General features: G+C 52.8%; 12 protein-coding genes and 1 pseudogene. 5 read left to right on the forward strand and 8 right to left on the reverse strand.

Translation table 11 applies throughout. The features are described from left to right. Nucleotides 1–83: 83 nt before the first annotated feature. Nucleotides 84–1,421 (reverse strand): ammonium transporter, encoded by a 1,338-nt coding sequence (locus tag CKW19_RS09020; RefSeq protein ID WP_095057588.1) that lies wholly within the window; start codon nt 1,419–1,421, stop codon nt 84–86. A 35-nt stretch (nt 1,422–1,456) separates the two neighbouring features. After that, on the reverse strand, nt 1,457–1,795 hold the full coding sequence (gene glnK, locus CKW19_RS09025) for a P-II family nitrogen regulator (protein WP_002555808.1): 339 nt from the start codon (nt 1,793–1,795) through the stop codon (nt 1,457–1,459). 409 nt (nt 1,796–2,204) lie between these two features. On the opposite strand from glnK, the gene CKW19_RS09030 reads away from it, so the two are divergent. Further along, entirely contained in the window at nt 2,205–2,465 is a 261-nt protein-coding gene (locus CKW19_RS09030; RefSeq protein WP_095057589.1) for an accessory factor UbiK family protein, read from the forward strand. A 155-nt stretch (nt 2,466–2,620) separates the two neighbouring features. On the opposite strand, the gene CKW19_RS09035 is transcribed toward CKW19_RS09030, so the two are convergent. Then, nucleotides 2,621–2,926, reverse strand: a complete 306-nt coding sequence (locus tag CKW19_RS09035; RefSeq protein ID WP_095057590.1) for a HigA family addiction module antitoxin — start codon at nt 2,924–2,926, stop codon at nt 2,621–2,623. An 8-nt stretch (nt 2,927–2,934) separates the two neighbouring features. Further along, complete coding sequence (locus tag CKW19_RS09040) at nt 2,935–3,213, reverse strand: type II toxin-antitoxin system RelE/ParE family toxin (protein WP_095057591.1); 279 nt, start codon at nt 3,211–3,213, stop codon at nt 2,935–2,937. Nucleotides 3,214–3,441: 228 nt separating this feature from the next. Here CKW19_RS09040 and CKW19_RS09045 point away from each other — a divergent pair. Further along, nucleotides 3,442–4,293, forward strand: a pseudogene (locus CKW19_RS09045) (YifB family Mg chelatase-like AAA ATPase); the annotation flags it as partial. A gap of 496 nt (nt 4,294–4,789) precedes the next feature. On the opposite strand, the gene CKW19_RS09050 reads toward CKW19_RS09045, so the two are convergent. The 3 genes from CKW19_RS09050 to CKW19_RS09060 form a co-directional block, all read right to left on the reverse strand. Further along, nucleotides 4,790–5,521, reverse strand: a complete 732-nt coding sequence (locus CKW19_RS09050) for an ABC transporter substrate-binding protein (protein ID WP_159953400.1) — start codon at nt 5,519–5,521, stop codon at nt 4,790–4,792. 573 nt (nt 5,522–6,094) lie between these two features. Then, on the reverse strand, nt 6,095–6,760 hold the full coding sequence (locus CKW19_RS09055; RefSeq protein WP_095057593.1) for a retron system putative HNH endonuclease: 666 nt from the start codon (nt 6,758–6,760) through the stop codon (nt 6,095–6,097). Further along, nucleotides 6,747–8,072, reverse strand: coding sequence for an AAA family ATPase (locus tag CKW19_RS09060; protein ID WP_095057594.1), 1,326 nt, complete (start codon nt 8,070–8,072; stop codon nt 6,747–6,749). Before CKW19_RS09060 ends, CKW19_RS09055 begins: the two co-directional genes overlap by 14 nt. Nucleotides 8,073–8,503: 431 nt before the next feature. On the opposite strand from CKW19_RS09060, the gene CKW19_RS09065 reads away from it, so the two are divergent. From CKW19_RS09065 to CKW19_RS09075, 3 genes are read left to right on the forward strand one after another with little or no spacing between them, the layout of a single operon-like run. Then, nucleotides 8,504–9,142, forward strand: a complete 639-nt coding sequence (locus CKW19_RS09065) for an HIT family protein (RefSeq protein ID WP_095057595.1) — start codon at nt 8,504–8,506, stop codon at nt 9,140–9,142. Continuing rightward, nucleotides 9,139–10,398 carry a phosphotransferase gene (locus CKW19_RS09070; RefSeq protein WP_095057596.1) on the forward strand — a complete coding sequence of 420 codons (1,260 nt, stop codon included), beginning with the start codon at nt 9,139–9,141 and terminating at the stop codon, nt 10,396–10,398. The genes CKW19_RS09065 and CKW19_RS09070 overlap by 4 nt, the downstream gene beginning before the upstream one ends. Beyond that, entirely contained in the window at nt 10,347–11,444 is a 1,098-nt protein-coding gene (locus tag CKW19_RS09075) for an AIR synthase related protein (RefSeq protein WP_095057597.1), read from the forward strand. The genes CKW19_RS09070 and CKW19_RS09075 overlap by 52 nt, the downstream gene beginning before the upstream one ends. Nucleotides 11,445–11,812: 368 nt before the next feature. Here CKW19_RS09075 and CKW19_RS09080 read toward each other — a convergent pair whose 3' ends face one another. Continuing rightward, nucleotides 11,813–12,424 carry an HAD family hydrolase gene (locus CKW19_RS09080; protein WP_095057598.1) on the reverse strand — a complete coding sequence of 204 codons (612 nt, stop codon included), beginning with the start codon at nt 12,422–12,424 and terminating at the stop codon, nt 11,813–11,815. Between the last annotated feature and the right edge of the window lie 387 nt (nt 12,425–12,811).

Below are 12,811 nucleotides of genomic sequence, written 5' to 3' on the forward strand. Positions count from 1 at the left end.
AAAAACCTTTCAGCTCAGCCTTCAACGACAAATTCCAGACAAAAAAATGCCCGGCAAGCCGGGCAAATTTTTTGTACGCATGCTTACACGTTGTAGCCGCGCTCGTTGTGAAGCGCCAGATCGATGCCGACAGCCTCTTCTTCTTCGGTGATGCGCAGGCCCATGACCGCGTCCAGCACCTTGAGAATGACGAAGGTGGCGATCGCGGTGTAGATCACCGTGAAGCCTACGCCTTTGCACTGAATCCACACTTGTGCGGCGATGTCGGTCACGGTGCCGAAGCCACCCATCGACGGTGCAGCGAACACACCGGTCAGGATCGCGCCGAGAATACCGCCGATACCGTGCACACCGAAGGCGTCCAGGGAATCGTCGTAACCGAGCTTGCGTTTCAGGGTGGTGGCGCAGAAGAAGCAGACCACGCCCGCAGCCAGACCGATCACCAGCGCACCCATCGGGCCAACGGTGCCGGCAGCCGGAGTAACGGCGACCAGACCGGCAACCACACCCGAAGCGATACCCAGTGCACTCGGTTTACCGTGGGTGAGCCACTCGGCGAGCATCCAGCCCAGCGCAGCGGCGGCGGTTGCGATTTGTGTCACCAGCATCGCCATGCCAGCGGTGCCGTTGGCCGCCGCAGCGGAACCGGCGTTGAAGCCGAACCAGCCGATCCACAGCATGGCCGCGCCCATCAGGGTGTAACCAAGGTTGTGCGGTGCCATCGGGGTGCTTGGGAAGCCTTTGCGCTTGCCCAGTACCAGGCAGGCCACCAGACCGGCGATACCGGCGTTGATGTGCACCACGGTGCCGCCAGCAAAGTCCAGCACGCCCCAGTCCCACATCAGGCCGCCGTTACCGGCCCAGACCATGTGCGCGATAGGTGCATAAACCAGGGTGAACCAGATGGCCATGAAGATCAGCATCGCGGAGAACTTCATCCGCTCGGCGAACGCACCGACGATCAGCGCCGGGGTGATGATCGCGAAGGTCATCTGGAAGGTGATGAACACGGCTTCAGGGAACAGCGCTGCCGGACCGGTCAGGCTGGCCGGCGTGACACCCGCAAGGAACGCCTTGCCCATGCCGCCGAAGAACGAGTTGAAGTTGACGACGCCCTGCTCCATACCGGTGGTGTCGAACGCGATGCTGTAGCCATAAATGACCCACAGGACGCTGATCAGAGCGGTAATGGCGAAGCACTGCATCATCACGGAAAGAATGTTTTTCGACCGAACCATGCCGCCGTAGAACAGCGCGAGGCCGGGAATGGTCATAAACAGCACCAAGGCTGTCGAGGTCAACATCCAGGCGGTGTCGCCGGAGTTGAGGACTGGGGCCGCCACTTCGTCTGCCGCCAAAGCAAGGCTGGGCATGACGATGGACAACAGGGCTCCTAGCCCTGCGAATTTACGCAGAGTCATATTGTTTTCTCCTGGGGCGTTGGGTTTGTGGCGGCTTAGATCGCGTCGGTATCGGTTTCGCCGGTACGGATGCGAATCGCCTGTTCCAGATTGACCACGAAGATCTTGCCGTCACCGATCTTGCCGGTGTTGGCCGCCTTGGTTATCGCCTCGATAACCCGGTCCAGATCCTTGTCGTCGATGGCGACATCAATCTTCACCTTTGGCAGGAAATCGACCACGTATTCCGCGCCGCGATACAGCTCGGTGTGACCCTTCTGCCGGCCGAAGCCTTTGACTTCAGTAACGGTAATGCCCTGCACGCCGATCTCGGACAACGACTCGCGCACGTCGTCCAACTTGAACGGCTTGATGATGGCAGTGACTAGCTTCATGAAAACTCTCTCCCGAATAGGTGGACTTGCCCCAGGAAAACAAACCCGTCTCAAGTCTAAGCGCAGTGCCTGGCTTTGTAACGCATCGTCGGCCCTGACCTGCCCGTCCGACGCCCCTCACGAAACACTCCCCCCGCTTCGCTTGGCGCACTGCATTCGTCACAGCGACTGCATCAGTGCATGGGTCACTAGCGTCTAAGCAGAAACCTTGCCATCTCCACAAAAACGATTGTTTTCAAGCCTTTGCCCGCAGATGGCAGCGACTTCGCCGCAACACCCGGCGCGATACGCACAACAACGGTGCGCGACCGTCCGTCCCCATGCGCGAAAAGCGTGCATCCCCTACCCACGAAATTCACTATAGACACTGCGTGATACACTGCCCGCCATCGTTACCAGGACATCGCCCATGCTCGCGCCCAAAGACTTCCTCGACGCCCTCACCGGCACCGCCTCCCGCCTCTTCAGCGGCGACACCCCGCTGCCGAAAGCCGAAATCGAAAGTCAGTTCAAAATGTTGCTGCAGAGCGGCTTCAGCAAACTGGATCTGGTGAGCCGGGAAGAGTTCGATAGTCAGATGGTGGTGCTGGCGCGTACCCGCGCCCGGCTGGAAAGCCTCGAAGCGAAAGTGGCCGAGCTTGAAGCGAAGCTCACTCCACCAACCGAATAACACTACGATCCCTGTGGGAGCGAGCCTACTCACGATTGAAGGTCGGAACGACCTTGCGCTTCACTTGGAGCTGCCGAAAGCTGCGATCTTTTCACGCACTCTGAAGACAAAAAACCCCAAGTTCTGACGTGGGGTTCAATCAATCTTTGGCACAATCAGGCGCAGTGTGGAAGCCGCTCAACCTGATCCCGGATCGCAGCCCCTCGCTCGATCTCGGTTTTACGCAGATCGTAGGTCGATTGCAGGTTCAGCCAAAACTCCGGGGTCGTGTCCAGGCAGATAGATAGCCGTAGAGCCATATCAGCGCTGACGCCTCGACGCTGGAGCACGATATCGTTCACCGTGGGCGTCGAAACGCTCAACGCTCTGGCCAATGCTGCAGCCGTAAGGCTCAGGGGCTCCAGGTATTCCTCCTTGAGGATCTCGCCAGGGTGTACCGGGCGCATACCATTCTTAGTCATTACTCACCTCAGTGATAATCGACGATTTCGACATTCTCTGGTCCGTTAGGCCCCCAGATGAAGCAAATTCGCCATTGAGCGTTGATGCGGATGCTGTGCTGACCTTTTCGATTTCCCTCCAATGTCTCTAAGCGATTGCCCGGCGGGGATCGAAGGTCTATCAGCACCGCAGCGGCATCAAGCATCGTCATCTTTCGTTCCACGACACTCAGAATGGCTGACCACATACGGGTCTTACCGTTGCGAAACAGGTACTCGGTCTCAGAACACTTAAAGCTAACGATCAGAATTTAAAGCTTAACGTTATGCATTAATCTTCAGTGTATATCGAGTGCTCATAAAGACAACCTCACCCCCCTTGTTCCTCCAGACTTTAGGAAATGGACTACGTGCAGCTTTTCAGGCGCTGGACGTTCAGCAACATTCTGCGAAGGTTTGCAGCCTCTGATACCGGCACTTATGACTACCCTTGAAAAAACCGCAGGAAGCGGCTCCCGTCATTTCAAGGAACGACCATGTCCCTCTCCATCGTCCACAGCCGCGCCCAGGTGGGTGTGGATGCGCCTGCCGTCACCGTAGAAGTTCACCTGGCCAACGGCCTGCCGTCGCTGACCATGGTCGGCTTGCCCGAGGCCGCCGTGAAGGAAAGCAAAGACCGGGTACGCAGCGCGATCATCAATTCGGGGCTGCAATTTCCGGCACGACGGATCACCTTGAATCTGGCGCCTGCGGATTTGCCCAAGGATGGCGGACGGTTCGATCTGGCGATTGCCCTGGGGATTCTCTCGGCCAGTGTGCAGGTGCCGACGTTGACGCTCGATGATGTGGAATGCCTTGGGGAGTTGGCGCTCTCGGGCGCAGTGCGGGCGGTTCGTGGGGTTCTGCCGGCGGCGCTGGCGGCACGCAAGGCCGGGCGCTGGTTGATGGTGCCGCGAGCTAACGCCGAGGAAGCGTGCCTGGCCTCGGGACTGAAAGTGATTGCGGTGGATCATCTGCTTGAGGCCGTTGCGCATTTCAATGGGCATACACCGATTGAGCCTTATGTCTCCAACGGCTTGCTCTATGCCAGCAAACCCTATCCTGACTTGAATGAAGTGCAGGGCCAACTCTCGGCCAAGCGCGCTTTGCTGATTGCAGCGGCGGGGGCTCACAACCTCTTGCTCAGCGGACCGCCGGGGACGGGGAAAACGCTGTTGGCGAGTCGTTTACCGGGTTTGCTTCCACCGCTGGCCGAAAATGAAGCTCTTGAAGTCGCAGCCATTCAATCCGTTACCAGTTGCGTGCCATTGAGCCAATGGCCGCAAAGACCATTCCGCCAACCCCACCATTCCGCTTCCGGGCCGGCATTGGTCGGCGGCGGCTGTAGGTTTTGGAAATAGATGCGAATTTTTCGAATTAAATGCGACTGATTGCAATGGCTTTGACCACCGATTCCATCGGATTTTGTCTGCATGCTTAGTCAACATGATCGACAGAGTTCTGTCTATTGCGACTCGTGGCGACAGGCAGTCATCGGCCAATAGCGGTCACTCAGGTAAACACGAATTCGCACCTTGAGCCGGGTAGCTCGCAGATCCTCATGTTGTAAAACAATACACCTAAGAATGTGATCGCCAGAGCCCACCTAGCTTGTCGACAATGACCAGAGCCACCCACTATGGTTTGAAGTTGATATTGAAGTACCAACAGGCCAATTTAAAAGGCTTTTTTTGGCGCTGGTCGTCGATACACGGAGCAATAAACATCAAGATTCTGCATCCTCGAGCCTTTCTGGTGAAATGCGCGACCGGTTAAATCAGTTCAGATCAGTCGTTTCCTTTGTGCCTGCTTTCTTCTCGGCAGGATAGATCTCGTACAGCCCGATCAATCCGCATAAAGACTCAATATGTCGTCATACTTGCCGCTCTGTTTGATCTGGTCGAGTGCCCGTTGCCATCGAGCCACTTCCGAACCAGGTGTGCTTTTGGACAGTGCTATGTATCCATCGGAGGTGAGGATCGTCACCGGCGTTAGACGCAATGCAGAGGCAGAGACCTTGGCTTCGGCCAGCTTATGTTGTAAGCCCCATATCGATGAAGCTACAAGCAGCACTCTGCCCGCTTGCAGCATCTTGAAGCAGCCCGAATAGCTATTGCTACGGATGATGGCAGTAAAACCTTGGCTCACAAGGGCAGCATCATCCACGTTGTGGTTCAGCACACAGACGGGTAAATGGCGAGCATCAGATAGCGTTTTGATTCCGGTTGGATGTTCGGCGCTTTCATATAGCCGATCCGTTTCGCTGGAAATCGGCCCTACCCAATTGACGGTCGATTCCCTGTCCGCCGTTCGGCTTACATTGAAAAAGGCAATGCCTTCGTTTTGTTGTACCAGCGCCAGGCCTCGAGCCAGTGGCACTTCGGTAATCTCCATAGGCTCGCCGAGCTCTGACAACAACGCTCGTACCAGCTCTAGGTAGAAGGCGCGCTTCCCACTATGTGGCAAGCCGCGCAGGCTCCCGCTCGTACGGGACACCTCAAGGCCGGTACTGTGCGTCAATACCTGCCACTCATCGGCCAGGACATGGGATGAGCTGAAAGCCAGAATCGCGGCCAACATCCTCCTTTTCATACATCCCACTCGGGCCGCTCCTGTTCATCCTTCGAGTCACTATAAACGCGTCACCAGATGATTCAAGTCGACAGCGAGCATCGACAACTCGCCCTACGGTCATCGATTGGTGCCAGCGTTTTCAGGCACTCAGATTGGGCCTCCGATTCCCATCGAACGACGACAGAGTGCCAATGTTTTCTAACGGGCGCCATCTGAAGCCTCGTCTAATCCCGTCAGCAAGTGCAAACGGTCGGAGGGTATTTATTCAAAGAAATAGATTGTGCTTGAGCACGCGAGGACAAATTCGAGCCACCTTCAGAGGTTGGGTTAGCCAGTTGGACAGCATCATCCTTGAAGTTTGTCTTACACCAAGCGTAGCTGATCAAATCCTAGGTGCATTGAATGTAAAGCCTTCCTGAAAATCTATCATTGACTGCCAGCCACGACTGGCAGCAATGGGTCGTTTTCTGCCCCTCGCGACGGGCAGAAATCGGCCAGAAGCCGCCGCTGGTTGAGCTTCTCATGTTAGGACGGCATTTAGGCTGAACAGTGTCAAAGAAAGCCGGAGCAATTCATTCAGGGTAGCAACGCCTTTGCAAACGCGGAGTAATGTTGGCCGCTGTCAGCCGCTTCGAACAAGATGTCTAGCATGGGCTGTCGAACATCGTCCTCAACGTTCGGCTGATCAATAATCTTTCGTAAGGCGAATAATTTTTTGACAACTTGGCATCGAATGTCTTTTGCTAAATCTGGACGATTTAGACCTAGAGTATCAATGGTGGTTTTCCCTCGGGGATGTTTGTAACCGATCAGCGCTACATTCGCCACAGGATCAAATACATAGGTTAGAAAATCGTCAGGATTTTCGTTAGCCGGGTTAATAAGAGGCCCATCTTGAGCCGCAGTCGGGAATTTGTCACCTTTATAGGCCGTCCCGTTGCACACACCGCAAGCCAGCAGGAGATTGCTCCATCTGACTAGCATTTTCGGATAGCGCTTTTTAGGTTTAAAGTGCTCGATATGGGAGTAAGAAACATGCTCAATGAAAGATTCACAAAAGGCACACTTACGCTGGTGCATGTCGCGTAAGGCATTCTTGATTTCTTTATGGCGATATTTCCTTTCTGCAGCGTCGATCGCGTCAGTATCACCAGATGCCTTGGCTGCTAGGTAATCAGCCGTCCAAGTCGTTTCATTCTGCTTGAGAATTTTGGGTTTTAACGGTCGCTTAAGCTTGATCATCTATAAAGCTCGCCAGGAGTTTATCAATTCTCCGATCCAGTTCCTGAGCGCCAGATGGGACGCTCGTAAGATCTTTGATCTGGGGCTGGAGCTTTTTCAGAGCGGCCTTATCCGCACGCGTTTTGTCCGGTTTATTGAATAACTGGGAGTACTGTTCCATTTTTTCGTTGGTTTGTGGCGAATATGCTGACACCAAGCCAAACGCCTCTGTAGTCAATATCTTGTCTACGGATAGCTTGTGTAGGTTATCCACTGGATGGAATGTAGCGCCCTTGTCGCCCTTCGAAATCTTAACGGTTAACGCATCTTCGCCCGCGCCTGCGGCGACCAAGGGGCTGTGGGTGGTCACGATGAATTGAAGCTTGGGGAACGCACATCTGAGCTTGAGGGCAATATCCCTTTGCCACAACGGATGCAGGTGGATGTCCAACTCGTCAATCAGCACCACGCCTTGCTCGTGAGCTGGGTTTTTGCTCTCAGGAAACGCTAGCAGCAAGCGCCAGACCAAATCGCCCGCAAACGCCAAGATGCTCCGATACCCATCACTGAGCGAGAGCGTGGGTACTTTTTCTCCATTGACGCTGTAGAGGATGCGTCCTTCGGAGGAGATGGAATCAAAGTGGACATCATCCGGTAAGAGACTGTCGATGGCCTCTATACCGTACTTCAAGGTCCTGCGATCTTTTTCATGACCGTCTTTAGCAATTCGATAATCCAGGTAGACCATCCAGCGTTCAAAAACCGCCAGCGCTTCGTCTTCCTGGAATTGGCTGATGAAGTTGTTATGCCGAGCTTGCGGCTCCAGGGTCGGCACAATGATCTGATGAGAGCGAGTAAGTCGTCGAAAAGGTCCGTAACCTGCGCAGAACCAACCTTGCCCCTTGCTCGTGAATGCGTTCTGCCGAAGCCAGCTCAAAGCCCGATCCGGGTTTTCGTGAACACCCGGTGCGGTGTGGATCTTGTTCCGGATTGTGACAGCCCGGTCACCTGTAATATGGTAGCTGTAGGCGAAAACGCGTCGACGCTTTTCCTCGCCAAAGTCCCCTGGATCCATAGGACCTTGGTGAACTCGAATAGATATTTTACCCGCCATCTTTTCATCGCGCAGCCAGCCAGTGGGACGAGGCAGCAGGCTGGGGATACTGTCTGGCCCGGCAAGTAGCAAGCCGAGCGATTGCAGAATTGTGCTTTTACCGCAGCCGTTCTCACTGAGAAATGTAATCCACTGGTAGGGAGTATTCTCCTGATCGAGCTTCAAGGTCTGCTGCTCGAAACATTTGATGTTTTCGATGGAGAATTCTTTAATCCACATGACGGTTTCGCTTCTGTTTTACCCTATCCGCAGACTACCGGAATAGGGGAAGGATGCCTATCAAAGCGACCCGATGATGCTCACACCGTTATGGCTGTGTTCTCGGGATACTGATCGCCTCGGTTTTGTAGACACCTAACTGGTAGCGTTAGGTTGCCCCTGAAAGGTAGACATCCCCGGCCTATCTTTTTTTCAAACGCGACACAAATGAGCTTGCGAGGGGAGCACCTTTTGATGGTGCAGCACCCTGAAACGCTGCCCAAAACTCACCCTGGCTGTTTCGATAGCAATGCGTAGGCGTTGTGCAGCATGAGCTAAAAGGCTTTCGGTTAGAGTAAGTGGGAGGGGATATAATCGAGGTCATTGGAATCGAATTAGAATCATCGGCCGAAAGTGCCTCTCATCAACATGTGGGCTGAAAGGAGTACGTAATGCCAAATGACTGCGTTTTTTGTCGTGAACTGCAAGGAGGCCGAGACACCAATTTTGCTCGGCTGTACCCGGAGCTCCGTAGTAGGGTCATAGCAGAAACTGAATCGTTTGTTGCATTCCCTTGTATCGGCCAGCTTGTAGAGGGGCACTTTTTAGTAGTTCCGCGAGATCATGATTGTACCTTGGCTCAGGCCCGCGGCCGAATCGTGTCTGCAGGATTCGAGCTGACAGTTTTGCTTAACTCTGCCCATGAAGCGTTAGGGCGGCGGCTCAGTGACAGCCTTCTTTTTGAACATGGTGCACTGAGCGCTAGCGATGGAGGATGCGGGATTTACCATGCGCATCTGCACGTCTTACCAAATGCAGGACACATCAATGGCCGCAGCTTTATTGAAAGCACTAGCCGCTTCGAAAGCGCGTCATTGGAGCTGCTCTATGAGGGCATTCCTCATAAGCAATCCTATGCATTGATAGGGAGTGCTGAACACGGATTTACAAGCTGGAACCTCACCGAACCCCTCCCTAGCCAAACGCTTCGAAAGAAGGTCGCCGCAGCACTGGAGATTGGCGAATGGGATTGGCGAAAGGCTGGTCGAGAAGTATCCCTGCTGAAGTCACTGGAAGGAGTTAATCCATGACTCCCGACGTGCAAAATGTCGAATCTTTGATAAAATTCGAGTATCGATTTAAAGAGAATCTAAAGCAGCATCACGAAGATTTAGCAGACCGTAAGCACCTCATGGTTGAATTTACAAAAAGATACTTAGACGACGCACCAGATGAAATAGAGCTCGACAGCGTAACACTCTTTCCGGTAGAGCGGGCTGGTAAAAGCGGCAGCGAAGTGTTTTATCTTGATGTAAGAATTAAGAACCTAGATTACCCCAGGCGTTTCATTGCGAAATTTCAAAATATCAAAAATACAAAAAGAGAGCATGCGTCTGCGTTCAAAGCAAGTACGGCTCAAATGGCAACTGCAGTAACGAAATTCGAATTACTTAATAAAGACCTTGGCATGCTGATCTGCGATCTGGCGCGGGTTGGCAATCACATAGAATTCCGCAATTTCTTTTTGAGCGATGCCAGCACGGAGAGTTGTGAAAGTGCTCTTGTTTCAGCGTTCAAATTTATAGGAAAAAATCCCAATCCAACAGATCCAGAGGAGTATCTATTTTATAGCGACTATAAAAGGTACGTGGAGCGATCTGCCATGCCGCTTGAACGCCTAAAAGCGATGCGAGGTGGGCAGGTGACTAACATCGGTCTTCAGGAGGTTGCGCAAGAAATAGTTAAATATCATGATGATATTCTAGCAAAGTTCAATTTCAAGATCGTACCGTATCTTGTTCATGGAGACTTACACGCTCGTAACCTGATGGTCAACTCTGAGGATCCCACCCGGACGGAGCTGATTGATTTTGGATGGGTAAACTACGGGCATCCAGCCAAGGATTTTGTCCTTATGGAAGCTACGCTGAAATTTATGCTGCTCCATGAGTTTTTGGCTGGCTTAACAAAGAAAAATAAAATCTCGCTGCATCTTTCTGTAGCCGCCTATGAGCGGTTCGAAGATTTCCTATGTGACCACGGGTTGCAACTTCCAGAGGTGGAAGAGTTCAAGCGCTTCCTCCTCAATCTAGGCGAACTTCATGAGCTTCAAAAAGATGCACTCGTTCGTGTCTACACTTGCTTAAGAGTTGTTCGAAACTCAGCTAATGAGTTGCTGAACCAATACTGTAATGAGTATATGGAAAACGAACATAAATCTGCGGAGCGCCACTATTTTGTCAGTCTTTTTTTAGTCGTGCTTGGGCTGAGCAGCATGTCGGAAATGGAACCGATATGGACCTTACTTGGGCTGCAAAAAATGGGCGCCAAAATATGGAGCAGCTAGAGCAAACCGTTTCTGATCTCGGTGAAATTCGCCTCCTCCAGGAGGTAATTTTGCCTGACGTGTCTGCGAATCAAAGCTCGCAAAATGACGACTGTGCGCTTATCCAAGTTCCCCAGGGTACACTGCTGTGGTCAATGGATCCGTGCCCAACACCTGTTGCAGATTGGTTCGGCAAAGCCTCGCCAGAGGTTTGGGGCTGCTATACCGCAGCAATAAACCTCTCTGACATTGCTGCATCAGGGGGCCGGCCGATCGGCATGCTTGTATCAATGGAATTGCCTGACGATACCGCCGTTTCTTTCGTTCGTGGTTTTCAAGCTGGGCTGATGGCTACATTGAAAGACGCAGGTGCGAAGCTACTTGGGGGAAACGTTAAGAGCACTAAGAGATTTTCCGCTACTGGAACAATTCTTGGTGCCGCCGGTGATAGAACAGTTACCAGAAAGATTGATAGCCCCCTTATCACCGCATATTTAGTTGGCCCGAGCGGGGCATTTTGGTCTTCCGTTGTGGCAAATTTCTTTGACGCATCGGGTCTTTCTGCTCCGACTCAGCAGTACTTGGATAACGCTCTTTGTTTTCCTCGCCCTCAGGTAGAAGCCGGCATAGCTCTTGGTCGCCTGCCATTTTCCATCGCTTGTATGGACTGTTCAGACGGACCAGCCAATGCAATGTATCAACTGTCTCAGTTGAACAAAATGGATATTACCCTCTTCGCAGACCCTGCCTGGTCCTTATCTGAAGAGCTAATTTTGTTTCTCTCCGGGAAAGGGATTTCACTCGAGAATGCCTGCTATAGCTTCGGAGATTGGCAGCTAGCATGCCTAGTGCCAGATGAGTTCTGCGTGTTCTTCGAGAGCGCTATGAGACATTTCTCGCTAACAAAGCTTGGTCGAGGCCACGAAGGTACCGGCCACGTAACTGTCGAAGATGGTCGGACGTTACAGCTCAGTGCGCTGAATCAGAACTTTCAAGGTGGCTACAACTCGATCAATGAAGTTGAGGATCTGATCGAGCAATACCTTCGACGCCCCATATTTGGATAACGTGCCAAACTGATCGTCACTATCACATGCGATCGCTGGTCGCGCTTTTTTTGCTGCCGGTTTCCTGAAGTCACGCCTGATTTTTTTAAGGCCAACCGTCTGCTACTGGCCCAGAGTGTGTAAAAACGTTTTTCAGCGCGCTTGGTGTCCAAAGTAGAACTGAAAGTCGCGTTTCTACGCAAAATCCAGGTCTGCCAACCAGCCAATAAATTTCAGATTTGGCATAGAAGCGCAGACTTCAATTTTGGTTCAGCGTTTTTACACACTCTGGGCCGTTTTCTGCCGCTCATGGTTACGGGACGTACCGGGAAAGTCCGATGTAGATGGATGATCAACTCAGTGCAATTACCCAGCCAACGGCATGGCTATTAGCAAAAATCAAGCACACCTTCGGCAAATTGATCTAGAGAACTATGGGGGCTTCGGCCTTGCCGATCCAACCAGAACCCTCGCATCCCGAACGCAGTTGGGCCATCGCAATCGCACTCCTTAGAATCCCCAATCATCCACACGTCTGCCAGCGAAGCCGATACAGCGTGAATCGCATGGTTGTATATTTTGAAAGAGGGCTTAACGGCGCCCACCTCAAAGCTGTAGGAGTATCCATCGAGTGTTGGATATAGACGTTCAATAGCCGCTGCGTAAGGTTTCGCGAGATTTGAACAGACCGCTACCTTGACGCCTGCTTCTTGCAGCAGTCGAACGGCATGAATGCCATCCGGGTAGGCCTGGATGTCGGCAAGTTCGCGGACGAGGTCTGACTCCAAGCAAACCATCAGCGAGGGATCGACACTAATCCCGAAGAAATCAGCCGCCTGGCGTAAGTCCATAGGCAAAGACAGGATACATTCCGCATCGTGTGGCTGAGGGCGGCGACCCTGCTCGATCCCGATTTTCAGGATTTTTCGGTAAGGGCTACTGCCTTTACTGATCTTTATGAGGGTGCCGAAGGCGTCGAAGATGACTGCGGGAATGGGCATAACAGCACTGGCTCTCGAAAGGATGCGTTTCCAGGAAATTTGAAAGAATCAGCCTATTCCGAGCACACATTCGCCAAGCCGCTGGCGACTTTACCTGCCAAAGGTCCTGCAGGCTCGAGCGACACCGTGCATGCCGCCAGTCGATCTAGCATCTATACATCCGTGCGATTGGACTTCGCTACAACCCGCCTCAAACTCTCGATGCGAGCTGTCGCACCTGTCTTCTGCCAAGGGTTTGGGCGTTTACGTGACGTGCTCATAAGTTAGACCTGCGATCAGCCAACAAACAGCCAGGATACTTACATACCTGTGGTTTTCTTAGGCTGGCTCCCTACGACTGCAATCTTCGTACTGGTCCTACGCACGGTCAAGGACGCAACGCAATCA

Origin of the sequence: Pseudomonas sp. Irchel s3f7 (assembly GCF_900187615.1) — a bacterium.
In the GTDB taxonomy this organism is placed as follows: domain Bacteria; phylum Pseudomonadota; class Gammaproteobacteria; order Pseudomonadales; family Pseudomonadaceae; genus Aquipseudomonas.

Bases quoted from the DNA above. Each gene is read 5' to 3' on its own strand.
- CKW19_RS09055 (WP_095057593.1), bottom strand. From the start codon at position 6,760: ATGATCAAGCTTAAGCGACCGTTAAAACCCAAAATTCTCAAGCAGAAT.
- CKW19_RS09030 (WP_095057589.1), top strand. From the start codon at position 2,205: ATGCTCGCGCCCAAAGACTTCCTCGACGCCCTCACCGGCACCGCCTCC.
- CKW19_RS09080 (WP_095057598.1), bottom strand. From the start codon at position 12,424: ATGCCCATTCCCGCAGTCATCTTCGACGCCTTCGGCACCCTCATAAAG.
- CKW19_RS09035 (WP_095057590.1), bottom strand. From the start codon at position 2,926: ATGACTAAGAATGGTATGCGCCCGGTACACCCTGGCGAGATCCTCAAG.
- CKW19_RS09060 (WP_095057594.1), bottom strand. From the start codon at position 8,072: ATGTGGATTAAAGAATTCTCCATCGAAAACATCAAATGTTTCGAGCAG.
- CKW19_RS09070 (WP_095057596.1), top strand. From the start codon at position 9,139: ATGACTCCCGACGTGCAAAATGTCGAATCTTTGATAAAATTCGAGTAT.
- CKW19_RS09020 (WP_095057588.1), bottom strand. From the start codon at position 1,421: ATGACTCTGCGTAAATTCGCAGGGCTAGGAGCCCTGTTGTCCATCGTC.
- CKW19_RS09075 (WP_095057597.1), top strand. From the start codon at position 10,347: ATGGACCTTACTTGGGCTGCAAAAAATGGGCGCCAAAATATGGAGCAG.
- glnK (WP_002555808.1), bottom strand. From the start codon at position 1,795: ATGAAGCTAGTCACTGCCATCATCAAGCCGTTCAAGTTGGACGACGTG.
- CKW19_RS09065 (WP_095057595.1), top strand. From the start codon at position 8,504: ATGCCAAATGACTGCGTTTTTTGTCGTGAACTGCAAGGAGGCCGAGAC.